This is a genomic window from Novosphingobium mississippiense, from assembly GCF_044029535.1.
Classification (GTDB): domain Bacteria; phylum Pseudomonadota; class Alphaproteobacteria; order Sphingomonadales; family Sphingomonadaceae; genus Novosphingobium.
On record NZ_CP147001.1, the window covers coordinates 1754063 to 1777527 of the forward strand.

Sequence of the window (23465 nt, forward strand, 5' to 3'; positions counted from 1 at the left end):
CGAGTACATTCGCACGATGATCAGTGTTCCCCTGGCGTTTGCCGCGCTTGCGCTGGCCGGCGCCGCCCCGGCGAACGCGCCTGCTTCGGCAAAGGCCGTTGCAGAGGCGCAAGTCCCGGCAAAAGTGAAGGCGCCCGCCAAGGCGAAGACCACGGCGAAGGCCAAGACCCCGGCCAAGGCTTCTCCGAAGGCTACCGAAACCGAACAGGCCGGTGCGCCGGACAAGGAAGGCGCAGCCGAATATGCGCCGGCATTGTCGGACTCCGCCGCCCTCGTCGCGCGCTGGATCGCCGGTTCGCAGGACAACGGAGCGCTGCCCTACATCATCGTCGACAAGCCATTCGCGCGGGCCTACCTGTTCGATGCCACGGGCAAGCCGCTGGCCGACGCGCCGGTCCTGATCGGCAAGGCGCTGGGCGACGAAGCCACTCCGGGTGTAGGCGCAAAGTCGCTTTCAGAAATCGGCCCGGCCGAGAAGACCACGCCGGCGGGCCGCTTCCTCGCCAAGTTCGGCCTGGCGGCCGGCAACCAGAAGGTGCTCTGGGTGGATTACACCACCTCCGTGGCGCTCCACACGATCCCCGTTGGCAACAAGGAAAACCGCAAGGCGCGGATGCTGTCGAAAACGATCGAGGACAACCGCATCACTTTCGGCTGCATCAACGTGCCCATGGCCTTCTACAACAAGGGCGTCGTGCCCCTGTTCCAGAAGAAGGGCGGCTACGTCTACGTGCTGCCCGATAGCACGCCGCTGGAAGACGTGTTCCCCCGCGTGCGCGTGCAGACCGTGCTGGAAGCCGCGCAGAACTGATCCCTGTGCAGCCGCCTGAGGCGGCGGTCAAAGCTGGTTGCCCAGCCCCGCCGCATGCTTGGCCGCCACCCAGCCAAAGGTCATTGACGGGCCGACGCTTGCCCCCGCTCCGGGGTAGACGCGGCCCATCGGCGATGCGGTGGTGACCCCGCAGGCATAGAGCCCCTCGATCGGTGTGCCGTCCGCCTTCAGCACGCGGGAATCGCAGTCGCAGACCACGCCGCCGTAGGTGCCGACATCGCCCGGCACGATGGGAATGGCGTAGAACGGGCCTTTCTCGATCGTGCCCATGCAGGCGTTGGGGCCGTCCTTGAAGTAGGGATCGCCCAGCCAGTTGTCATAGGCGCGCTCGCCGCGGTGGAAGTCTTCATCCTTGCCGCCGCGCACGAAGCCGTTCCAGCGCTCCACCGTGCCGGCCAGCGCATCGGAAGGCACCCCGATCTGCCGGGCCAGCGCTTCAAGACTATCCGCCTTGCGCATCCAGCCGGAGGAGAGCCAGCCGGCCATGTTCTTCTTCGCCGTGCCTTTGCCGGCCACGGCGTATTCGTCCATGTACTGCTGGTCCATGATCGCCCAGCTCGGGATCGCGGGAACCGTGCGATTGCGCACCAGCATGTTCTCGCAGAATTCCTCGTAAGAGCCACCCTCGTTCAGATAGCGCACGCCGGTCTGGTCGACCTGGATCGCGTGGGGCTTGCCGGTGGTGCTCTGGGTGCCGGGTTTGACGTAGTCGGTATCCCAGCCGGGCGCCTCGCTCATCTGGAAGCCGACCATCTGGTCCATCTGCGCCAGAACCGCGCCCTTGCGTTCCAGTTCGACATGCATGTCGCCGGCATCGCTCTCGATCCCGTTCGACCATACCGCGCGGGTGCCGGGCATGTACTTGTCGCGCATGGCCTGGTTCTGCGAGAAGCCGCCCGCGTTCATCAGCACGCCCAGCCGCGCGCCCACGCGCCAGGGCTTGCCGTCCTTCACGGTGGCGACGCCCACGGCCTTGCCGTCTTCGATGATCACTTCGTTCACCGGCGATTCCAGCCGGATATCGGCGGCATCCTTGGCCATCACTGCCTTCAGCATCCGCCCCTGCAAGGCCGCGCCCGCAGTGACCCAGTGCTTGCCGGTCAGCTTGCCGGCAATGATCTTCAGCCCCACGCGCACGAGCAGCATCTTGATCGCCCAGGAATGCTTGGCAAAAGGCAGTTTCATGCCGTCGTCCAACTTCACCGGAAACTCGGCGAAACCTTGCCGCAGCCGACCGGCCCATTCCTTGCCCAGTTCGTTCTTGTCGAACGGCACGGCGGTGACGGTACGGCTGGTCTTCACGCCGCCGGGAAGCTCGTCATAATAATCCGGCCAGAAGGTCGATCCGCGCTCCATGGCAACGCCTTGAGAGACGATGAAGTCCAGCATCTTGGGCGCTTCGCGGGCATAGGCGCGGCGGCGTTCGGGGCTGGTACCGGGGCTGTCCGCATCGTCCGGAACCACGGAGTCCAGATATTGGCAGGCCTGTTCGAAGCTGTCTTCGCCCGGGTTCATGAAGCGATTGTTGGGAATCCACATCACCCCGCCCGACTTCGCGGTGGTGCCGCCGACCCAAGGCGCCTTTTCCAGAATGACGACCGACTTGCCCGCCTGCTTCATCAGCAGTGCCGATGCCATGGAGCCTGCCCCGCTGCCCACGACCACCCAGTCGAACGTCTCGTCGAATTCGGCCATCTCGCCCTCTCACACGTGCCCCGCCGCTTGCATCGCGCGGGCTTTCGCCGAGGTAGATCGGACTTGCCCGCACGATGCAAGCGAAGCAGGCCGCCCAAGCCTTGCCGACGCAAAGGTTTCGCCGGGGCGAAGGGTTGACCCTCCGAACGATTGCGGGGTGGCCGATGCTTTCGGCGGGCTTATGAGCAGGGAAACGAGGGAGACATGCCGAGATGAGCGATAACGTGCCGCCGCTGCCGGAATTCGGAACCATCCTGCTCGCACGCGAGGGACGGCTGCTGCGCCTGACGCTCAACCGGCCGGACGCGATGAACGCGGTCAACCTCCAGCTTCATGACGAACTGTCAGAGGCGCTGTGGTTCGCGCAGGGCGATCCGGGTTCGGATGTGATCGTCATCACCGGCGCCGGCCGCGCCTTCTCCGCCGGGGGCGACCTCGACCATATCGAGAATTCGGCCCGCAACCCGCACCTGTTCGATCACGAAGCGCGCATCGCCAAGCGCATCGTGCTGACGCTGCTGGATATCGACAAGCCGGTGGTCTGCCGCCTGAACGGCCACGCCGTGGGCCTGGGAGCAACGCTGGCCCTGCTCTGTGACGTGATATTCGCAGCCGAAGGCGCCAAGATCGGCGATCCGCACGTGGGCATCGGCCTTGTGGCAGGGGACGGCGGCGCGGTGATCTGGGCCCAGCGCATCGGCCTTACACGCGCCAAGGAATTCCTGCTGACGGGCGACCTGCTCACCGCCAGCAAGGCGGCCGAGATCGGCCTCGTCAACCATTGCGTCCCGGCGGATGAATTGGACGCCAAGGTCGATGCTTTCTGCGCCCGGCTGCTGGGCGGCGCGATGATGGCGATCCGCGCGACCAAAGTGCTGACGAACCTGGAACTGAAGCGCCTCGCCACTGCCGTGATGGACGCCGGGATCGCTTACGAAAGCGTTTCCGTCCGCAGCGCGGACCATCTGGAGGCAGTTCTGGCGCTCAAGGAAAAGCGCGCACCGAAGTTTATCGGCAGATAAGACAAACCCCTCGCGCCTGCATCGGCTCGAGGGGTCTATCTGCTAGATGGTTCGGTAGGATCAGGCTGGCAGCACCGGTTCGCCCAGTTCAGTGAACAGCGCGGTATAGCAACTCGCCATGTCGGATGCGTCGCTCTGCGTCAGTTCGCCTGCGGCAGTCGCCTTGCCGATCGCGCCCAGCAACGCCATCGGATCGTCGCACTCGATGTCGTAGATCGCGAGATAGGGATTGGCGTCGTTGCCGATCAGCTTGGCGACCAATTCATAGCGCTGCGCGCCGTTCATGCCGAACTTGTTGACCAGTTCGGGCAAGTGCTTGGTGTTGTACCATTCGTGATAGTCGTTCTCACGGCCGGGCAGCGGCGTGGTGAGCGCGACGAGCTTGTAACGGGGCATCGGCATCCTCCTGTTCGTATATGTCGGCGGCGAACATCACCCTGCGCCGCGCGGGGTTGCAAGCGCGGCGCAGGGCCTGCACCGGAGCGGGCGCAGGCATCGCCGGGGCGGCGCACCGGTTACTGAAGCAGGCTGGAGCCGCCAGGGAAATCGCCGAAACCGGTGGTCATGGCTGCGGACTGCGCCACATCTCCGCCGCTGTCGCCGCGGTATTCGCGCGGATTGGCGCCGAACACCCGCTTGAACATGCGGCTGAAATGCGCCGGGCTCTTGAAGCCGACCCCGTAGGCGATCTCGCTGATCGAGATATCGCGCGGATCGGAATTGGTCAGCCAGTCACGCGCCTTGCCCAGCCGCTGTTCCCACACCAGTTCGGAGAACGATGTCTCCCGCAGGCGCAGCAGGAACGAGAGGTAGCGCGGGCTGATGCCGCAGCCCTTGGCCACCATCGCGGTGGACAGCTGCGGATCGGACAGATGCACCTCGATAAAGCGCAGCACATCCTCCAGCCGGCGTTCGGCGATCGACTGGCGGGCCGGGCGCGGCTCTTCCAGCGCGCGCACGGCGTGGCCGATCAGGCCCAGCGCCGTTTCCACCAGCAGCCGCGCCGAATTCTCGCAAAGCCGGCCATCGTCCGCGAAAACGTCACCCAGCATATGCTCGGCAATGGCGAGTTCGGGAACCGCCCTGCCCCGCGATGCCGGCACCACCAGCGCGCTGCTGCAATCCTGCGCCACATGCGCGCGCAGCAGATGCGTGGGCACGGTGACATGCAGCACTTCGCTCAATCCGGTGCCGTCCGTGCGGCATTCGATCAGGAACGGTTCCATGGAGCGGGTGATGACGAAATCGCCCTCTGCCGCCACCTTCGCGCCGCACTGGTTGGAAAACGCGAACTCGCCGCGTCGCACGAACCACAGGATCGACAGATCGGTGGCATCCTCGCGGATGTGCTGGCGCGATCGGCGAAAGAACAGGTTGCTGGCGGAGCGCTGGCGAATGATCGAAACCGCCCCCACCGCGCGCCGTTCGGAGCGCACGTCTACCGTTGGCGCATCCTCTACCCAGAAGTCTCCGCGATAGTATTCCTGAGCGCGTTCCCCCCGGAACACTTTCTGGCCTTCGTGTACATTGCGCCTGTCCAGCGCGAACAAGGTTTCAGCCATGACCCTCTCCCCGGGTGCTGAGGGCCGTGCGAATGTCTACACTATCCGCCTCTGGCCCATATCTGGCGAGGCTGCGGCCGGCTTGCTGCCGGTCTCACATCCTCGCCGCCATGGTATCATCAGAACGCGCAGCAACTCTACATCTCATGCAGCGCGATCTGCATTGAATGCAGATTTCTTCCGATCCCGCAGATTCAGCCTTTCCGGCCCTTCATCGAGAGGCGCCATTCGGGCGGGTAATTCTCGTCATGGCCCTTCACCACTTTGCCGATTCCCTGTTTGAAGGTGCTGCCCTTGCCCAGGTTGACGTTGTTCTCGCCATCGTCCTTCATCAACGGCAGCATGCCTTCCAGCCAGCCGGTGAGCAGGCTGCCCATGTATTCGCCGCGATACTGCTTGTACGCCTCGATAAAGGTCTTTTGCGCCACCACCACGTTGGTCGGCCGGGTGATCGAACAGGCATGGGCGTACTTGGCGGTTTCCGCCTCCAGCTTGTCGCGCGGGACGACCGAGTTCACGAAGTTGCAGTTGTACATCTCGTCCGCCGTAAACGGACGGCCGGTGAACAGCATTTCGGAGAAGCGGCGCAGGCCGACCATTTCCAGCCACTGCCACATGCGCGGTCCCCAACCGGCGTAGCGGAACGAGGGGTGGCCGAACAGCGCATCGTCGGCCGAGACAATGATGTCCGCATCGGCGCACTGGTAGAAGTGCCAGCCGTAGCAGTATCCCTTGGCCTCGATGATCGAGATCTTCTTGAATTCCTGCAGCGGCCGGTTCCCCGAACGCGCCTTGGCGTAATAGTCGGTCAGGCCGTGGAGATAGCGGAAAGAGCCCGGCGGCGGGTACTTCACTTCCGGATCGTCGATCTCCAGATCGACCAGGAAGCCGTCGCCCGGCTGCGGGTTCAGGTAGAGATCGCCATGTTCGTCCAGATCGCCGCCGCTGCCCAGGTGATCGCCCATGCCGCGGATCACCAGCACTTTTACATCGTCATCGATGTTCGCCTTGAACACCAGTTCGCCGAAGCGCGCGCGCATGCCGATCGTGGCGGTGTTGTGCTTGTCCAGCCGGTTGAAGGTGATCGTGGCGATCTTGGTTGCGGGGTCCTTCTCGTAGAGGACATGCTGTTCGGCCACCTTCTTGTGGTCGGCTATGGTCTTCATGGTTCTCTCCGCCTTCGATTTTGGGCCCACTCATGACTTTCGGGGCTTTCCCGAGTGCTGCCACAGGCAAGGCAAGGGGGATTGGCATTAGGCGCGACCTTCTCGATATTGGATGCGCGACATGAGAGGCGGATACCGCCCGCAAGAGGGATGAGCATGGTTCACGGCAGCAGCTTCTTCAGCCTCGACGGTCCGCTGGACGTGGCGCCCAGCGGCGGGCAAGTGCGCGCGGCCAACTTTGCCGGCTTGGCCAATCTGGCCCGCAGCCACGGCCGCGACGCGCGCGGCATCGTGGAGCGGCACGGCATGGAATCGCGCGTGCTGATCGATCCTGAAAGCCTGGTCGCCCCGCAGCAGGTGGCGGACACCTTCGAATATTGCAGCGCGCTGTTCGACGATCCGCTGTTCGGCCTGCATTTCGGCTCGATGCAGGATCCGGAGGTGTTCGGTTGCGTCACTGCGCTCTGCCGCTCTGCCCCTACCGTGCGCGCGGGCATCCGCTGCCTGATCGAGTTCCTGCCGGTGGTCCACGCCCCCGACTGCGAGGTGGTGCTGATCGAGGGCCGCGAGACGGCCGAGCTGACCTGGCTGGTCAACACCGACATCGGCGTGAACGATCAGGCCAACTATCAAGCGGCGATGCTCAATCTGAAGCTGCTGCAATCAATCGGCGGCCCGGCCTTTAGACCGAGCTGGGTAAGCCTCTCCGCCGATCCACGATCCAGCGACCTGCCGGAAATCGAAAAGCTGCTGGGCTGCAAGGTGCGTGGCCAATCGCAGCGCAATTCGGTGGCCTTCCCGGTCGGCGCGCTGGAACAACCGGTGCCGAGTGCGAACCGGCTGCTGTATAAGCTGCTCGGCTCGTACCTTCAGCAAGTGAAGTCCACGCACAGCCCGTCGATCGTGGACAAGGTTGAAAGCTATATTCGCGGCTCGCTCGCCTACGGCCGTTGTTCGATCGAGCGTTGCGCGGAGAAGACCGGGATTTCGGTGCGCACGCTGCAATCGCGGCTGGCCGAGCAAGGCGTGCGGTTCTCCGAACTGGTCGAGAAACAGCGCGAGTCCCTGGCGCGCGCGCATCTGGCGGACCGGCGGCTGTCTCTGGACGAGATCGCGGACCGGCTGGGTTATGGCGAGCAGACCAGCTTCGGTCGCGCCTTCAAGCGCTGGACGGGGATGACCCCGCAGCAGTTTCGGGCGGGGTGTTGAGGTCCGGGGCTTAGCGCGTTTGCGGCTAAGCCCCGACCGCACCCCTCAATCCTCGTCATCCCCGCGAAGGCGGGGATCCCGCTTTTCTTGAAACGTGGCGCGAAGGAAGCGGCCCCCCGCCTTCGCGGGGGCGACGGAGTATTAGGCCTCCATCAATTCACTTCGCCTGCACTTCCCCCAGCATCGTCTTCGCCAGCGCGAGGAAGTTCTCGGTATCCTGCTGCGCCGAGGGGATATCCTTGCGGAACGTGGCGAAGCCGTGGACCAGCCCGTGCCCCTCGTAATAGACCGTGGGCACACCCGCTTCGACCAGTTTGGCCGCATAGGCCCTGCCCTGATCGCGCAATGGGTCGAGCCCGGCGGTTACCAGAACCGTCGGCGGCAATCCCTTCAGGTCGCCCAGTAGCGGCGAAGTCCGAAGGCTCTTGGGATCGGCGGCATAGTGCTGCCGGTACAATGCCGAGTCCTTCGCATCGAGCCCGTAGCCGCTGCCGAACAGCTGCTGCGAACGATACTGATCGACGAAATCGGTGGCCGGATAGATCGGCAACTGCATGATGACCGGAACCGCCGCCGGCTTGTCGCGCAGCGCCGCGGCGGTAACCAGCGTCAGGTTGCCGCCCGCGCTGTCCCCGCTCAGTACCAGTCCGGTCACGTCGCGGCCCAGCGCCTTGCCGTTGGCAGCGATCCAGCGCGCGGCCGCCTCGCCATCTTCGGGCGCGGCCGGCCAGGGATGTTCCGGCGCCAAGCGGTACTCGACAGAGACCACCGGAATATCGAGGCGACGGGCGATTTCGGCCGCCAGCGCGGCGTGGGTATCGATGCTGCCCAGAATGTAGCCGCCGCCATGGTAGAACACCATGACCGGCCCCGGCCCGCGCTGCGCCCGCGCGTCATAGAGGCGCAGCTTCATCGGCCCGCCCGCCCCCGGCATTTCAAGGTCTTTCGCCACCGCGATCTCACCCACCGGCAGATCCCGCGAAGGCATCGAGCCCGGCGGCATCTTGCGGATCTGCGCCAGCACTTCGGCGGTCATCACCGGCAGCGGGTGCGCGGCGGAAGCCTTGAGATAGGCCGCCACGTCAGGCCGTACATAGACCGCATCGTCGGAAGCGGCGGTGATCGACGCATCCGCCAGCGCGGGAACGGATGGCGCCAGCACGCTGGCCGCCAATGCCATCGGCAATGCAATACCGCGCCCGGTTCCGGTGCGATCGTCCTTCTTCATCGACGGATCCTCTCTCCCTGTTATGGGCAGGATCCTAACCATGCTTGGTTATTCTGGCGAGATGGATACGAAGCGGCCCGGGCGATCATTCGCCCGAGCCGATTGATCCTCAGTAAACGCCGCCTTGTTCCTCGATGAAGTTGGTCATGTCGCCCGAGTTTTCGGCATTGGCCGCCTGCCGCGCGTCGCGGGCGTGGCGGATTTCGGCAACCAGCGCATCGCGGCGGCGGGTGAACTCGTCCTCCGGCGTGTACTGGCGCGGCTCGGTATCGGGCTTGAAGGCTTCCCAGATGACGGCCGCCTTGGGATCGTCACTCGGCTCCACGCCCATCACGCGCTTGCCGGTCACGCGATCGATGCGAACCATGCGGATGCCGGCAGGCGCAATGAACGGCTGCATCGCCCAACGCGGGCGCGTGGCCTCCACCACCTGCTTGAAGATCGGCGCGGCAATGCGGCCACCCTGCGCGTAACCGCCCAGCGAACGCGGGTTGTCGTAACCGAGGTAGACGCCGCCGACATAGTCCTGCGTGCCGCCCACGAACCACACGTCGGTCGGGCCGTTGGTGGTGCCAGTCTTGCCGAACAGCGGCATGTTGAGTTCGCGCAGACGCACGGCCGTACCGCGCGTGACCACGCCCTCCAGCATGTGCACTACCTGGTACGCGGTGGGCGCATCCAGCACCTGCTTGCCGCGACGGTCGATGCGCGGCATCGGCTTTCCGTCCCATTCGGCCATGTTGCAGGTGTCGCAGCGACGGTTGTCGGACTTCCAGATCACCTTGCCATTGCGATCCTGGATATAGTCGATGGGCGAGGACTGGAACTGCACGCCATTGTTGGCCAGCGCCGAATAGGCGTTGACCATGCGCGCCACCGTCGTCTCGCCCGCGCCCAGCGCGAAGGAGAGGTAGGCCTTGTAATCGCCGATGCCGACGTTGTGGAAGGTCTTGATCACGCGCGGCATGCCGGTGTCGTTGGCGATGCGCACGGTCATCAGGTTGCGCGACTGTTCAAGGCCCCAGCGCATCGTGTGGCTGCCGGCACCGCCCTCCCCGCCGAAGTTGCGGAAGCATTTGTCGCCCAGCGCCGCGCCCTGATAGACGCAGAAGGTGCCGTCCAGCACTTGCGTCGCGGGGGTCATGCCGTACTGGAGCGCGGTCGCGTAGACGAACGGCTTGATCGTCGAACCCGGCTGGCGTTCGGCCTGCACGGCGCGGTTGAACGAATCCAACCCCGCGTCGAAGCCGCCCTGCATGGCGACGATGCGCCCGCTGCCCGGCTGCTCCATCATCATGCCGCCCGAAACCTCGGGGATCGTGCGCAGCGCATAAGTATCGCCCGAAACCGGCGCTGCCGCGACCACGTCGCCCGCCTTGGCGGCGTCAGCGATGTTCGTCAGCGTGCCAGTGCTACCGTCGGAGAAACCGATCCGCCCGGTACTGCCAGAACGGTCAAGGATCACGCCGATGCGCCAGTCCTTGTAGTCGATCGTCTTGTTGGAAACGATCAGCTCGGTCTGCCAGTTGTCGAGATTGTTGATATGCGCGATCGGGCGCGTCCACTCGCGGTTGCCCTGATAGTTCAGCAGGCCGGCACGCAGGGAATCGCGCACCGCCTTCTGCATCTCGGTATCGAGCGAAGTGCGCACCCAAAGGCCGCCGGCATAGACGCTGTTCGGGCCATCCTCGGCCTTTTCGCCATATTGGTCGATCAGGCGGCGACGCACTTCCTCGATGAAATAGGCATTGGCGGTGTCATAGGTCTCGACGCGGCGGGCGATCAGGCCCAGCGGCTGCGCCTTGGCGGCATCGGCCTCGGCACGCGTGGCCCAGCCGTTGTCGACCATCTGGTCAAGCACCCAGTTGCGACGGGTGATCGCCATTTCCTCGTACTGCTTGCGGCCATAACGCTCCGGCGCCTTGGGCAGGATCGCCAGGAACGCCGCCTCATGCAGGTCAAGCTGATCCACGTCCTTGCCGAAATAGGCGCGCGCGGCGGCCTGCACGCCGAAGCTCTGGCGGCCCAGCGGAATTTCGTTGAGGTAAAGCTCCAGGATCTGCTGCTTGTTCAGCACGCCTTCGATGCGGCGGGCAAGGATCATTTCCTTGAGCTTGCGCGTCACCGAATATTCGTCGCCGATCAGGATGTTCTTGGCCACCTGCTGGGTGATCGTGGAACCGCCGCGCGCGCGGCCGCCCGTGCCCAGCTTCGCCGCATAGTCCACCACCGCGCCGGCCAGACCGCCGAAATCGACGCCGCCGTGGGTCCAGAACGTCTTGTCCTCTGCCGAGAGGAAAGCGTCGATCAGCTTGGGCGGGAAATCGACGAAGCGCAGCTGCACGCGGCGCTCGCGGGCATAGCTGTAGACAATGTTGCCATCGACGCCGCGCACCATGGTCGGCAGCGGCGGCTGGTATTCCAGCAGCTTGTTCGCGTCTGGCAGGTCGTGCGCGACGACGATGTAGAGGCTGCCCGCGCCGATCAGGCCCACCGCGCCCAGATAGCCGAAGCGGCGCAGCCACTTGCGTTCGCGCCATGCCTTGCGCATCCCGTCGAACCGTCCGGCTAGAGAAGCACGGGCGCCGCGACGCAGGCGGAAGTGGGCATCCTCGGGAGCCTGCTCGGCACCGTTTTCGCTGGTATCGTCAGTCATTGCGACCGCCCTCTAGCATGGGGATTTTGTGCTAGGCCAGTCTGGAGACGATCCGCCGCGCGCTTTTCGCGTTCGACGACACCCATCGGTCACGCCCCGGCCCGGCGTGCGAACCATGCGCGCACCGCCCGCGCGGCGGCTTCGGCCAGTTGCGCCTGCCCCTCTCGCGAGGTGAGGAAACGCGCATCGTCCGGATTGTTGATATAGCCCGTCTCGAACAGGACGGAGGGAATGTCCGGCGCCTTCAGCACGGCCAGCGCCGCCGTTTCGATCTGTTCGCGATGCAGGCCGATGCCGCCATCCTTCATTTCCCGCAGGATCAACCCGGCAAACTGGCTCGACCCCGCCTGCGCGCCGCGCTGCGACAGGTCCAGCAGGATCGCGCCAACGTCCTCGCTGGTCTTCGCCAGCGCCACGCCGTTGACCTTGCCCGCCTGGTTTTCGCGCGCCGCGAAGCGTTCGGCCGCCTCGCTCGATCCCCTTTCGGACAGCACGTAGACGCTGGCACCGCGAGCGCCATCGCTATCCGCGCTGTCGGCATGGATCGACAGGAACAGGTCCGCGTTGAGCCGCCGGGCAATGTCCGGCCGATCCGCCAGGGCGATGAAACGATCGGTGTCGCGCGTCAGCGCCACGCGGACGCCGCCGCTTGCCAGCAGCTTCTGCCGGATCGCCAGCGCCACCTGCAGCGCCACGTTCTTCTCGCGAATGTCGCCAAGCCCCGCGCCCGGATCGAAGCCGCCATGACCGGGATCGATCACCACCAGCGGCCGGCTGGCATCGGCCGGCCCATCCACGCGGGGAAGCCCCACCGGCGCATCGGCGGCCGGCAGATCGAACCGCACCACATAGTCCAGATCGCGTGCCGAAACCGCCAGGTGCGGCCAGAGCACGGGCAAGGCCACCAGCAACGCCAGCGGCGCCGAAAACAGCAGACCCTTTTGCAGGTTGGGCGACATGGCCCGGTGACTAGGCCGTAAACGCGCGCCTCCGCAATCCCGCCCTCGCGCGGTTTCCCCCGCTTATCGGGGAAAAATCGCTTCCGACGCAACGGAATGGCGATCGCCCGCCAGCTAGACGCAACAACCTTGCGAGGGACTCGGAAACGGCAAAGACAAGATTGTTGATCCGGAGTCGAACGAAAGCGCGGCAATGACCTTGTAGTGCAAGGCCATGAATGCTAGGCCCTTTCGTTCCGGGCACGCGACACTTCGAGCCCTCGCAATTCGGCCATGCATGCCTTCATGCCGCCGGGCGAGACCGAAATGATACCAGCACCCGGTCGCCAAACCGGATAAATTCCGTCCGGTACGAACAGGTTGACGCGAGAGATGAGAAGCCAATTGCCGCCCTGCCAGCCGATGCCCGAAGGGGCATGGGTGGTGTGGTCGCAATTTTCCGCGTGTCCAGTATCGCCACGCGAACTGTCTCTCGCAGACACGATCACGCCCACCGGCATGTCATCGGACATGCCTGCCGGGGCGATAGACAAAAGAGTCGCACTGCGGGCGCCGCACAAAGGCCCCCACTTCACCTTTACCCCCGTCCGCGCCGAAGCGAGCAGTCGCTCAGCAGGCCCAGCCGCATCCGGCCGACCTTGCGCCGAGGCAGCGGACATTCACGAACAGGATCGCGCCGTCACCGCCCCAGAGGCCGGGACCGAGCGCGCATGGAGAATACACAATGGCAACGCGCATGCTCATCGATGCGCGCCACCCGGAAGAAACGCGGGTGGCGGTACTCAAGGGAAATCGCATTGAAGAGTTCGATTTCGAATCGGCCGACAAGAAGCAGATAAAGGGCAACATCTACCTGGCGAAGGTCACCCGCGTGGAACCTTCGCTGCAGGCGGCGTTCGTCGATTTCGGTGGCAACCGCCACGGCTTCCTGGCCTTCAGCGAAATCCATCCCGACTACTACCAGATCCCCAAGGAGGACCGCGAGGCCCTGCTGGCGGAAGAAGCCGCGCACGCCGAGGAAGAAGCCGCCCTGCGCGCTTCGGAAGGCGATGACGAGGATGAGGACGGCAGCGAAGGTTTCGACGAAGGCGGCCTGACCGAAGTCGACACGTCCGAAAAGGACCAGGTCGCCACGATCGAGGACGGCAACGTCGAGAACGGCTTCGAAACCGCTGACGAAGAAGCCGCAGAGGAAGACAATTCCGGCCGTGGCCGTCGCGGCCGTGGTCGCCGCCAGGGTGGCCGCAGCGGCGGTCGCTCGAAGGAAGCGGACGAACTGCGCGCCAAGCGCATGGCTCTGCGCCGTCGCTACAAGATCCAGGACGTGATCCACCGCCGCCAGGTGCTGCTGGTTCAGGTCGTGAAGGAAGAGCGCGGCAACAAGGGCGCCGCCCTCACCACCTACCTCAGCCTGGCCGGCCGCTACTGCGTGCTCATGCCGAATTCCAGCCACGGCGGCGGCATCAGCCGCAAGATCAGCTCGGCCTCGGACCGCAAGCGCCTGAAGTCGATCATCGCCGAACTGGAACTGCCGCGTTCGATGGGCTGCATCGTCCGTACCGCCGGCCTCCAGCGCACCAAGACCGAAATCAAGCGTGACTTCGACTATCTCGCCCGCCTGTGGGACGAACTGCGCGAACAGACGCTGCGCTCGGCCGCGCCGGCGCTGATCCATTCGGACAGCGACCTGATCAAGCGCGCCATCCGCGACATCTATAATCGCGACATCGAGGAAGTGATCGTCGAGGGCGAGGAAGGCTACCGCGCGGCGAAGGACTTCATGAAGCTCCTGATGCCCAGCCACGGCCGCAAGGTTAAGCCCTACGCCGATCCGGTTCCGCTGTTCCAGCGCTTCGGCGCCGAAGACCAGCTGACTGCGATGTACGATCCGGTCGTGCAGCTGCGTTCGGGTGGCTATATCGTCATCAACCCGACCGAGGCGCTCGTCTCGATCGACATCAACTCGGGCCGCGCCACCAAGGAGCACGGGATCGAGCAGACGGCAGTCGCCACCAACCTCGAAGCCGCGCAGGAAATCGCCCGCCAGCTTCGCCTGCGCGACATGGCCGGCCTCGTCGTCATCGACTTCATCGACATGGAGTACGGCTCCAACGTCCGCAAGGTCGAGAAGGCGATGAAGGAAGCGCTGAAGAACGACCGCGCACGCATCCAGGTCGGCCGCATTTCCAGCTTCGGCCTGATGGAAATGAGCCGCCAGCGCCTGCGCACCGGCGTTCTGGAAGCGACCACGCGCTCGTGCCCGCACTGCGACGGCACCGGCCTGGTCCGCACCGCCAGCTCCGCCGGCCTTTCGGCGCTTCGCCTGATCGAGGACGAAGCCGCCAAGGGCAAGGGCGTGGTGGTGTCGCTCTTCGCATCGACCGAAGCGGCGATCTACCTGCTGAACGCCAAGCGCACCGATCTGGCTGACATCGAGGAACGCTACGGCGTCGCCGTCGAAGTGATCCCCGAGGGCGAGAACGAAGGCGCGAAGATGCGCGTCCTCTCCTCCGGCCCGCGCAACGACTTCGTGCCGCGCTTCGAACCCATCGCCGAGGAAGTCGAGGATGACTTCATCGACGAGGAGGACGAGTTCGAGGAAGAAGAGCGCGAGGAAGCCCGCGCTCGCGACGACGACGATGGTGCCCGCCGCAAGCGCCGCAAGCGCCGTCGTGGCCGCAACCGTGATCGCCGCGACGAGAACGTTTCCGAAGAGGCCGAAGCCGAAGCGGACGACGAAGCTGAGGAAGGTGCCGAAACCGACGCCGAAGGCGATGAGGACAGCGCATTCACCGAAGGCTCTGCCGAGGATGACGGTGCCGAAGCGCCGCGCAAGCGCCGCCGTCGCGGTGGCCGCCGTCGCCGCAACCGCCGCAATGGCGAAAGCGGTGAGCATGGTGCAGAAAACGGCGATGTGACCGAAGATGGTGACGATGCCGCGGAAGCTTCGGCTGAAGAAGCTGTCGTCGTCGAGGCTGTCGAAGTCGTGGCCGAGCCGGTTGCTGCCGAGGCTGAAGCAGCGCCTGCACCCAAGAAGCGCACGCGCCGCAAGAAGACCGACACCGCCGAGGTTGCCGCCGAGCCGGTTGCTGCCGAAGCAATTGTCGAAGTCGTGGCTGAGGAAGCCCCTGCTCCGGTAGCGGAAAAGCCCAAGCGCACCCGTCGCAAGAAGGCCGATCCCGCCGAAGCAGTTGTCGAAGCCGTGGTTGAGGAAACCCCTGCTCCGGTAGAGGAAAAGCCCAAGCGCACCCGTCGCAAGAAGGCCGAACCCGCCGAAGCGGCTGCGGCAGTCGTGGTTGAGGAAGCCCCTGCCCCTGCCCCGGCAGCGGAGAAGCCCAAGCGCACGCGCCGCAAGAAGGCCGATCCCGTCGAGGCAACCGCCGAGCCGGTAGCCGAAGTGGTTGCCGAACCAGTGCCTGCGGAAGCAGCCGCGCCGGCTGAGGAAGCTGCTGCGGACGTCGCGCCGCGTCGTGGCTGGTGGCAGCGCACCTTCGGCGAGTGATCGCCGCCCGATGATCCGGCGCCGTCAAGGCTCCTGACACAAGAACAAGGCCCCGCATGGCGACATGCGGGGCCTTTTCATTTGGCGGTCATACCGCAGCGTCCTGTCAGCCGAGGATGCAACGCTCCGTCGTGGGATCGATCATGGCGGTCACCTCGGTAATGCGGGTGGCGGGAAAGCCGGACTTGTCGGCATGTTCGCGAATGCGATCCTCGCTTTCGGCCAGGTAGATGCAAAAAGTCTTGTCGTTGGCGACGTACGAATGCTCCCACTGCACGCCGGGAATTTTCGCCAGGGCATCGTTGGACACTTTCGCCGCGCCGCCCAGTTCCGACTCGCTCATGGTGCCAACACCCGGCAGATCCCGTTCGATCACGTAACGCTTCATCATCGCCTGCATCCTTCCAATCGCTGATTGCAATCCTGCCTTTTCCCCCGCGAGCGAACAGAATAACGCGAAACCGGGCCGGTTCCGCCTGCAAATTTGGAGGAGACACCCCTTCCCACGGCCGCAAACCGCTTGCGTTTCGCGTCAAGACACTTGCAATCCGCCACGGCGTGTACACTTGCGCTTGCTACGCGCCGCACAATCGCTAGAGGGAGGGGCAACAGTCGCGGTTCATGCCGCAGTGCAAGATCACGGGGATTTTTCATGGCGACCTTCACCCTCCCGGCCAACAGCAAGATCAAGAAGCAGGGCAACGTCCACAAGGCCGTTGGGGCGACGCACGCCAAGAAGTTCACCGTCTATCGCTACGACCCGGATTCGGGCGAAAATCCGCGTTACGACACGTTCGAGATCGATCTCGACAAGTGCGGCCCGATGGTTCTCGACGCGCTGATCAAGATGAAGAGCGAGCAGGATCCGTCGCTCACCTTCCGCCGTTCGTGCCGCGAAGGCATCTGCGGTTCCTGCGCGATGAACATCAACGGCAAGAACGGCCTCGCCTGCACCACAGCGATCGAAGACCTGAAGGGTGACATCCGCATCACCCCGCTGCCGCACATGGAAGTGATCAAGGACCTCGTCCCCGATTTCACGCACTTCTACGCGCAGTACGCCTCGATCCGTCCCTGGCTGCAGACGGTTTCGACCACGCCTTCGGGCAAGGAACGCCTGCAGAGCCCCGAACAGCGCGAAAAGCTGGACGGCCTCTACGAGTGCATCCTGTGCGCCTGCTGCTCCACCTCGTGCCCCAGCTACTGGTGGAATTCGGACAAGTTCCTGGGCCCGGCGATCCTGCTTCAGGCCTATCGCTGGCTGGCCGACAGCCGCGACGAGATGACCGGCGAGCGTCTGGACGAGCTGGAAGATCCCTTCCGCCTCTATCGCTGCCACACCATCATGAACTGCGCGAACGTCTGCCCGAAGGGCCTCTCGCCCGCACGTGCGATCGCCGAAATCAAGAAGATGCAGGCAGAGCGCCAGGTCTGATCGGGCCTGCTGGCTGACGGATCGATTGCAGTGAGCCGGATTGACGCAGCCCGGTGTCGACCCAATATCGGGGTCTGCGCCGGCTGCGCCGCCTGTTTCCTCTCCACTGCATCCACTCGAATGCTTACGCCTGTCACACTATCATGACTGCCATGCTCGAACGCTACGAGACGCTGGTTGCCACCGGCGAGCTTCGCTCCGACCCGGAGCAGGCCGCTGCCGCACAGCGCCTCGATCGCCTCCAGCGCGAACTTTACAAGGCCAATGCGGCCTCGGGACTGCTCGGCAAACTGCTGGGCAAGAAGGCACATCCGCCGCGCGGCCTTTACATGTGGGGTGGTGTCGGCCGCGGCAAGTCGATGCTGATGGACCTGTTCCACAACACGCTCGACATCCCCGATAAGCGCCGCATTCACTTTCATGCCTTCATGCTGGAAGTCCACGCGCGCCTGCGGGATGAGCGCAAGAAGGAAAGCGGCGATCCGATCCCGCCGGTGGCCGCCGCCATCGCCAAGGACGTGCGCTGCCTCGCCTTCGACGAGATGGTGGTCAACAATTCCGCCGACGCCATGATCATGAGCCGGCTGTTCACGCACCTGATCACCAATGAGGGCGTGACGATCGTCACCACCTCCAACCGCGCGCCCAAGGACCTCTACAAGAACGGCCTCAACCGCGAGCATTTCCTGCCCTTCATCGATCTGATCGAGAAGGAGTTGGACGTGCTGACGCTGAACGGTCCGACCGATTATCGCCTGCACCGCCTGGGCGGCATGGCGACCTGGCACTATCCGCTGGGCGAGGACGCGACGGACCAGACGCGCGAGGCATTCTACCGCCTGACCGACTATCCGCCCGAGGACAGCGAGCACGTTCCCTCGGCCGAACTCGACGTAGGCGGCGGACGCATGCTGCATGTGCCCAAGAGCCTCAAAGGCGTGGGCGTATTCAGCTTCAAGCGCCTCTGCGGCGAAGCACGCGGCGCGGCGGACTATCTTGCCGTGGCCCGCGCCTATCACACGGTGATCATCGTCGGCATTCCCAAGATGGGCCCGGATCGCCGCAATGAGGCAGCCCGCTTCGTGACGCTGATCGACGCCCTTTACGAGCATAAGGTGAAGCTGATCGCCGCCGCCGATGCGCCGCCCGAAGAGCTTTACGAAGCCGGCGACGGCCGCTTCGAATTCGAGCGCACGGTCAGCCGCCTGAACGAGATGCAGAGCGCCGAATATCTGGCACTGGGTCACGGCGAAGACTGACGCCGCCCCGGCAAATCCTGTGCCGGCGTGCGTTAACGAAGTCTGCCTCTCCGGGCTTTCATCCTCCCCCGCGACCTCCGTTAACATTTTGTAAGAAGCGTTAATCCTTGCCTCATCGGCGAGGGAGTTAACGATTTGCCCGCCTTCGAGCAGCCTTCGTGCCGTGTTCGATTCGGGCGGCCCGCATGGCCCTGCGGCGTTGCCATGCCCCTCTCAGGCAAAATTAAAGCGCCCGATCCTTAACGGAAGGGCGCTGCGGCGGAATATCCTGAAGAAACAATCGCGCCTTTTAGTTTGGCTATTTTCGGCGGATTTCCGTGATTTTTCTTAATTCATTTGCGGCGTTTCCCGGGACTTTCCCGGGAAACGCCGCATGAAACTGATTACTTGCTGCCGAGGCCGCCCCAGTACCAGTCGTAAGGACCCTTGGTCATTGTAAATACCCCATGTGAACCACCGCTGTTTCGCGGCTGGCTCAATGGATAACAATGGGTTAAAGGGTCATCAAGACTTTTTTAACCAGTACGGCGTGCCTCCCGCCCTTTGATTTCGGTTAACAAATCCCGGAATGGAACAGGCCGGGAGACATAGTAGCCCTGGATGACGTCGCAGTTCATGGCGCGCAGGATCTCCAGAGCAGCCAGGGTTTCCACGCCTTCTGCCACCACCGTACGGTCCTGCGAGTGCGCCATCTCAATGATGGACTGCACCAGCAACAGGTCTTCCTTGTTCGCTTCCATCGCCTGGACGAAGACCTTGTCGATCTTGACCTCCGTGGCCGGAAGGTAACGCAGGTAATCGATGGTGGCGTTGCCCGTGCCGAAATCGTCGATCGACAGGCGCAAGCCGGACTGCACCAACTTCTGCAGCATCTGGAACGTGCGTGAGCTGCGATCCAGACGGTCCGTCTCGGTGATCTCCAGGATCAGCATCTCCGGCTCAAGCCCGTGCAGGGCCAGGATGTCCAGAATCATGGTCGGCAGACCGGGGTTGCGCAGCAGCTGCGCGGAGATGTTGACTGACATGGTCAGGCCCAAGCCCTGCCGCCGCAGTTCCACGGCGGCGCGCACGGCATGGTCGATCACGAAACGGGTGATGCGCTCGATCCGATGGAATTCCTCCGCGATGCGGATGAACTTGTCCGGACTGATCGGTCCGCGTTCCGGATGGGTCCAGCGCACCAGCGCCTCGGCGCCGGTCACGCGGTTCGTCGCGACGTCCAGCTTGGGCTGGTAGGCGACCCATACTTCACCGTTGTCGATCGCACGATCCAGCTGGGTCAGCAGCGAGATTTCCCAGCGCGCCTCATGCTTGTGGCTGTCGTACTTGTAGACGAGTTCGTCGTTCCGAACCGCCTCCTCGGCCGACTGCATGGCGCTGGCCACGCGGCTGGAAACCGGACGGTCGAACTCGGAATCGATGCCGCAGTTGAACGAAAGGTCGATGTCGAGCCCGCCGACCTGAATGCCGTTCTGGACGATGCGGTGCAGCCCTTCCAGGTTCTCGAACAGGTCGAAGGTGCTGCGGATGGTCGAAAGCCACAGGAACATGCCTCCTTCGTGATAGACCACGACTTGGCTGTCGCTGATGCGAATCCGACGCACGATCTCGTTCGCGATCTGGGCTTCCAACTCGCCCGCGAAGCTGCCGATGATGGCGGCATAGTTGCGGATCTTGAGTGCCACCAGGATGCGGCTCGATCCCGCCTCATACTTGCGCAGCACCTGAACGCTGGGCAGCCCGGACCCGGCGTTGGTCTCCCCGGCGACTTCGATCCCATCCAGATGACGCATACGGAACACCGCGATCGCCGCCATGACGATGGCTGGCACGATGTCCACGCCGATATGACGCCCATCGAGCACCAACGGCACGATGCCGAGCACGACAAAAAGTCCGATGAACCGGTAAACATCAAGCGCGCGGCCGCGCTTCACGCCGGAAATGATCAGGGCAAGCACCACGAGGAACGCCGGTAGCCAGCCAAGCTGTACAGGCACGCCGCCGCGCAGCGTCTCTACGCCGATGGCATGGAAGTAGGCGCCCGGAGCATAGCCCTGCGTCGGCATCGGATGGATATCATGATACATGTCCGCGGCCGGGGCGATGATCACATCCTTTCCGCGAACCACCCGAGGATCGAGACGGCCTTTCAGAACATCGACGTAGCTGACGGTGGGTATAGTAGTACGGTCGATCGAATAATCGGGCCGATAGACTTCATCCAACGGCCCCGTAACACCGGCCATTCGGGCCGACATGCTGGGAATATGGCCAATCGGACTGTCCGAAGCAAACGGCAGGCTGAGGCTGAGATTGAACGGGTGATTCAGCGCCAGCAGCGAAACGACGCTGACCTGAGCGCGATAGGCGGCAGGAGGAATTGTGCCGGCGTAATTGCCGCGCCTGCTTTCATTGCTGGGAAGCGCCCCCAGGAAGATCCGGTCGTGATACTGCTTGAGAATGCCGATGAACGCCTGGTTCTCGCGATTGTCGCCCACATAGCTGAGCGTGCGATCGAAATAGACTTGGCGCGCTCCAGAGGACATCAGGCTGTTCAGCACGCGCGCATCGTCACCCCGCGAGATTTCGGCGTAGTTCAATTCCTGAAGAGTGCGCTCGTCCTGGAAGACCATGACGATCCGCCCGTCCGAGGCATGCGAACGCAGCAAGGTGCGGCCGTTGACGATCGCGTCCTCCAGCGGGAGGCATAGCTGGCTGAGACCCAAAAGCGCGCCGGTGACCGTGGCCCAGAAAATGATCCGGAAGCGAGGGCTTTTCCAGATTCGCACCAGGCGAGCGGGGATGGCAACCATCACGCAGCCCCCCGGCAAAAGCCCGGGCGGGCCCGGCGTTGCACGGCGACGCCCGGCGCGGGGAAGCCGCGCTCAAGCGTCCGATATTGGCGACCTGGTATCTTCATGCACGTCCTGCCATGAGGCCTGGAGCACCGATCTAGGACAAAGCTACTAACAAGAAGTTAGGTTAATCGACGTTCACGATGATTTCCGGCCAAATTCGCCTTTGCCGGTTAACTTCACGCGATTCCCAGCCCTGCGAGCGACCTGTCGAGCATAAGTAATTGCCACAAAAGCCGCGCGTGATCGGCGCGGCCGGCAATATGCGCCTCTGCCAAGGCCGTGATGCGGCGCGAATCGAACCAGCCGGTGCGCGCCAGCGTGGCACTTGTGGCGATTTCACGCGCCGTTCCGGCCAGGGGTCCGCGCAGCCATTGCGCGATCGGGGTCACGAAGCCCTGTTTCGGACGGTAGAGAATGTCATCAGGCAGCATCCGGCGCATCGTGCGCTTCATCAGCCACTTGCCCTGCCCGCCCCGCACGCGCATCGATTCGGGCAGGCTGGCGGCAAACTCGATCAGCCGGTGGTCCAGCAGCGGCTCGCGCGCTTCCAGGCTTACCGCCATGCTGGTGCGATCGACCTTGGTCAGGATATCGCCCGGCAACCAGTGCTTCAGATCGGCATATTGCGCGCGATCCAGCCCGGATCGGGCGGGCGCATTGCGCATCGTCCGGATCACCGCATCTTCCGCGCGATAATCGCCGCGCAGCCGCCGGAACGCGTCCGAATAGAGCGTATCGCGCAGTTCCGGGGCGGTGAAACCGATCGCCCGGGCATATCCCGTCGCACTGTCCGCAGCCAGCGAGAGCAGCGTCGCCTTGGCGCGCAGCGGCCGGGGGGCCCAGTCGGCCTTGGGCCAGATTCGCCCCATGCCGCCGAAAACCGGGCCGCGAAGAACCTGCGGCAGAATAGCACGCACCCGATCCTCGCCATGCTGGAACACGTGGCGACGATATCCCGCCAGCGCCTCATCCGCGCCGTCGCCCGATAGCGCGACGGTCACCGATTCCCGCGCCAGCTGGCATACGCGCCAGGTCGGCAGCGCAGAGGCATCGGCAAACGGCTCGTCGAACATGCCTGCCAGCGTGTCGATCGCGCCGAAATCGTCGGGCGAGACCCGGCGCGACACGTGATCGGTCGAGAACCGGCGTGCGATCACATCGGCGTAGCCCGTCTCGTCCAATGCCTCCACATCGAAGCCGATCGAGCAGGTCCTTACCGGACGGGAAGACGCCTCCGCCATCAGCGCGACGACGCTGGAACTGTCCACGCCGCCGGACAGGAACGCGCCCAGCGGAACGTCGGCCACCATGCGCGAGGTTACCGCCTCGCGCATCAGGTGCAGCAGTTCGGCCTCAAGGTCCGCCACGCGGCCCTTGCGCCGTTCGGCGAAGGACACGTCCCAGTATTGCACCGGCCGGGGCATCGGCGCACCGTGGCGCAGCAGCAGCGTGTGCCCGGCCGGCAGCTTGCTGACACCCTTCAGGATCGCGCGGTCATCGGGCACGTAGCCCCAGGCGAGGTAGTCCTCCACCGCCAGCGGATCGATCTCCCGCCGCAGCAACGGATGGGCCAGCAGTGCCTTCAGTTCCGAACCGAAAGCCAGGCTACCGTCGCTGAGCGGCGCAAGGTAAAGCGGTTTCACCCCCAGCCGATCGCGCGCCAGGAACAGCGTGCGTGCCTCCAGATCGTAAATCGCGAAGGCAAACATGCCGTGGAGGCGCGCAACGCAGGCCGGCCCCCAGCGCTGCCAGGCCGCAAGAATAACCTCGCTGTCGCCCTCCGTCTGGAACACCGCGCCATGGGCCGCCAGTTCGCGGCGCAGTTCCTGGAAATTGTAGATTTCGCCGTTGAACACCAGCATCGCCCGCCCATCGGGCGAGGCCATCGGTTGCGGCGAGCCGGCAAGGTCGATGATCGAAAGCCGGCGGTGCCCCAACGCCACGCCTGGCGCCGTCCATACGCCGTGCCCATCGGGGCCACGGTGCGCGATGGCATCGCACATGGCTTCCACCCGCACGGGATCGACGGGCTTGGGCGTCTCAAGGTGGTAGATACCGGCTATCCCGCACATAAATGAA

General features: G+C 64.4%; 16 protein-coding genes. 6 read left to right on the forward strand and 10 right to left on the reverse strand.

All coding sequences use genetic code 11. The features are described 5' to 3' along the window. Positions 1-16 precede the first annotated feature (16 nt). Positions 17-811, forward strand: coding sequence for a hypothetical protein (locus WBP06_RS08265; RefSeq protein WP_395333689.1), 795 nt, complete (start codon positions 17-19; stop codon positions 809-811). 27 nt (positions 812-838) lie between these two features. Here the strand turns inward: WBP06_RS08265 and WBP06_RS08270 are convergent, their stop codons facing one another. Then, the gene (locus WBP06_RS08270; protein WP_395333691.1) at positions 839-2527 is read right to left on the reverse strand and encodes an FAD-binding protein; all 1689 of its coding nucleotides are present in this window, start codon (positions 2525-2527) and stop codon (positions 839-841) included. A 212-nt stretch (positions 2528-2739) separates the two neighbouring features. Between WBP06_RS08270 and WBP06_RS08275 the strand changes: the two genes are divergently transcribed. Further along, entirely contained in the window at positions 2740-3549 is an 810-nt protein-coding gene (locus tag WBP06_RS08275; protein ID WP_395333693.1) for an enoyl-CoA hydratase/isomerase family protein, read from the forward strand. Between the two features lie 60 nt (positions 3550-3609). On the opposite strand, the gene WBP06_RS08280 is transcribed toward WBP06_RS08275, so the two are convergent. The 3 genes from WBP06_RS08280 to WBP06_RS08290 form a co-directional block, all read right to left on the reverse strand. Further along, positions 3610-3945 (reverse strand): hypothetical protein, encoded by a 336-nt coding sequence (locus WBP06_RS08280; RefSeq protein WP_395333695.1) that lies wholly within the window; start codon positions 3943-3945, stop codon positions 3610-3612. A 119-nt stretch (positions 3946-4064) separates the two neighbouring features. After that, entirely contained in the window at positions 4065-5111 is a 1047-nt protein-coding gene (locus tag WBP06_RS08285) for a helix-turn-helix domain-containing protein (RefSeq protein ID WP_395333697.1), read from the reverse strand. Positions 5112-5305: 194 nt separating this feature from the next. Then, positions 5306-6277: an enoyl-CoA hydratase/isomerase family protein gene (locus WBP06_RS08290; protein WP_395333699.1), complete on the reverse strand. Its 972-nt coding sequence runs from the start codon at positions 6275-6277 to the stop codon at positions 5306-5308. A gap of 150 nt (positions 6278-6427) precedes the next feature. Between WBP06_RS08290 and WBP06_RS08295 the strand changes: the two genes are divergently transcribed. Next, entirely contained in the window at positions 6428-7486 is a 1059-nt protein-coding gene (locus WBP06_RS08295; RefSeq protein ID WP_395333701.1) for an AraC family transcriptional regulator ligand-binding domain-containing protein, read from the forward strand. A 157-nt stretch (positions 7487-7643) separates the two neighbouring features. On the opposite strand, the gene WBP06_RS08300 is transcribed toward WBP06_RS08295, so the two are convergent. The 3 genes from WBP06_RS08300 to WBP06_RS08310 form a co-directional block, all read right to left on the reverse strand. Beyond that, the gene (locus tag WBP06_RS08300) at positions 7644-8714 is read right to left on the reverse strand and encodes an alpha/beta hydrolase (RefSeq protein ID WP_395333703.1); all 1071 of its coding nucleotides are present in this window, start codon (positions 8712-8714) and stop codon (positions 7644-7646) included. Positions 8715-8823: 109 nt separating this feature from the next. Next, entirely contained in the window at positions 8824-11370 is a 2547-nt protein-coding gene (locus tag WBP06_RS08305) for a penicillin-binding protein 1A (protein ID WP_395333705.1), read from the reverse strand. Between the two features lie 89 nt (positions 11371-11459). Next, the gene (locus WBP06_RS08310; RefSeq protein ID WP_395333707.1) at positions 11460-12329 is read right to left on the reverse strand and encodes an N-acetylmuramoyl-L-alanine amidase; all 870 of its coding nucleotides are present in this window, start codon (positions 12327-12329) and stop codon (positions 11460-11462) included. A 724-nt stretch (positions 12330-13053) separates the two neighbouring features. Between WBP06_RS08310 and WBP06_RS08315 the strand changes: the two genes are divergently transcribed. After that, complete coding sequence (locus WBP06_RS08315) at positions 13054-15831, forward strand: ribonuclease E/G (protein WP_395333709.1); 2778 nt, start codon at positions 13054-13056, stop codon at positions 15829-15831. A gap of 106 nt (positions 15832-15937) precedes the next feature. On the opposite strand, the gene WBP06_RS08320 is transcribed toward WBP06_RS08315, so the two are convergent. Beyond that, positions 15938-16222 (reverse strand): DUF4242 domain-containing protein, encoded by a 285-nt coding sequence (locus WBP06_RS08320; protein WP_395333711.1) that lies wholly within the window; start codon positions 16220-16222, stop codon positions 15938-15940. A 261-nt stretch (positions 16223-16483) separates the two neighbouring features. Between WBP06_RS08320 and WBP06_RS08325 the strand changes: the two genes are divergently transcribed. Both WBP06_RS08325 and zapE read left to right on the forward strand, forming a co-directional pair. Further along, positions 16484-17266, forward strand: a complete 783-nt coding sequence (locus WBP06_RS08325; protein WP_395333713.1) for a succinate dehydrogenase iron-sulfur subunit — start codon at positions 16484-16486, stop codon at positions 17264-17266. A gap of 143 nt (positions 17267-17409) precedes the next feature. Continuing rightward, on the forward strand, positions 17410-18525 hold the full coding sequence (zapE, locus tag WBP06_RS08330; RefSeq protein ID WP_395333715.1) for a cell division protein ZapE: 1116 nt from the start codon (positions 17410-17412) through the stop codon (positions 18523-18525). A gap of 515 nt (positions 18526-19040) precedes the next feature. Here the strand turns inward: zapE and WBP06_RS08335 are convergent. Both WBP06_RS08335 and WBP06_RS08340 read right to left on the reverse strand, forming a co-directional pair. Beyond that, on the reverse strand, positions 19041-21341 hold the full coding sequence (locus WBP06_RS08335; RefSeq protein WP_395333717.1) for an EAL domain-containing protein: 2301 nt from the start codon (positions 21339-21341) through the stop codon (positions 19041-19043). 221 nt (positions 21342-21562) lie between these two features. Further along, entirely contained in the window at positions 21563-23458 is a 1896-nt protein-coding gene (locus tag WBP06_RS08340) for an XrtA/PEP-CTERM system amidotransferase (protein ID WP_395333719.1), read from the reverse strand. Between the last annotated feature and the right edge of the window lie 7 nt (positions 23459-23465).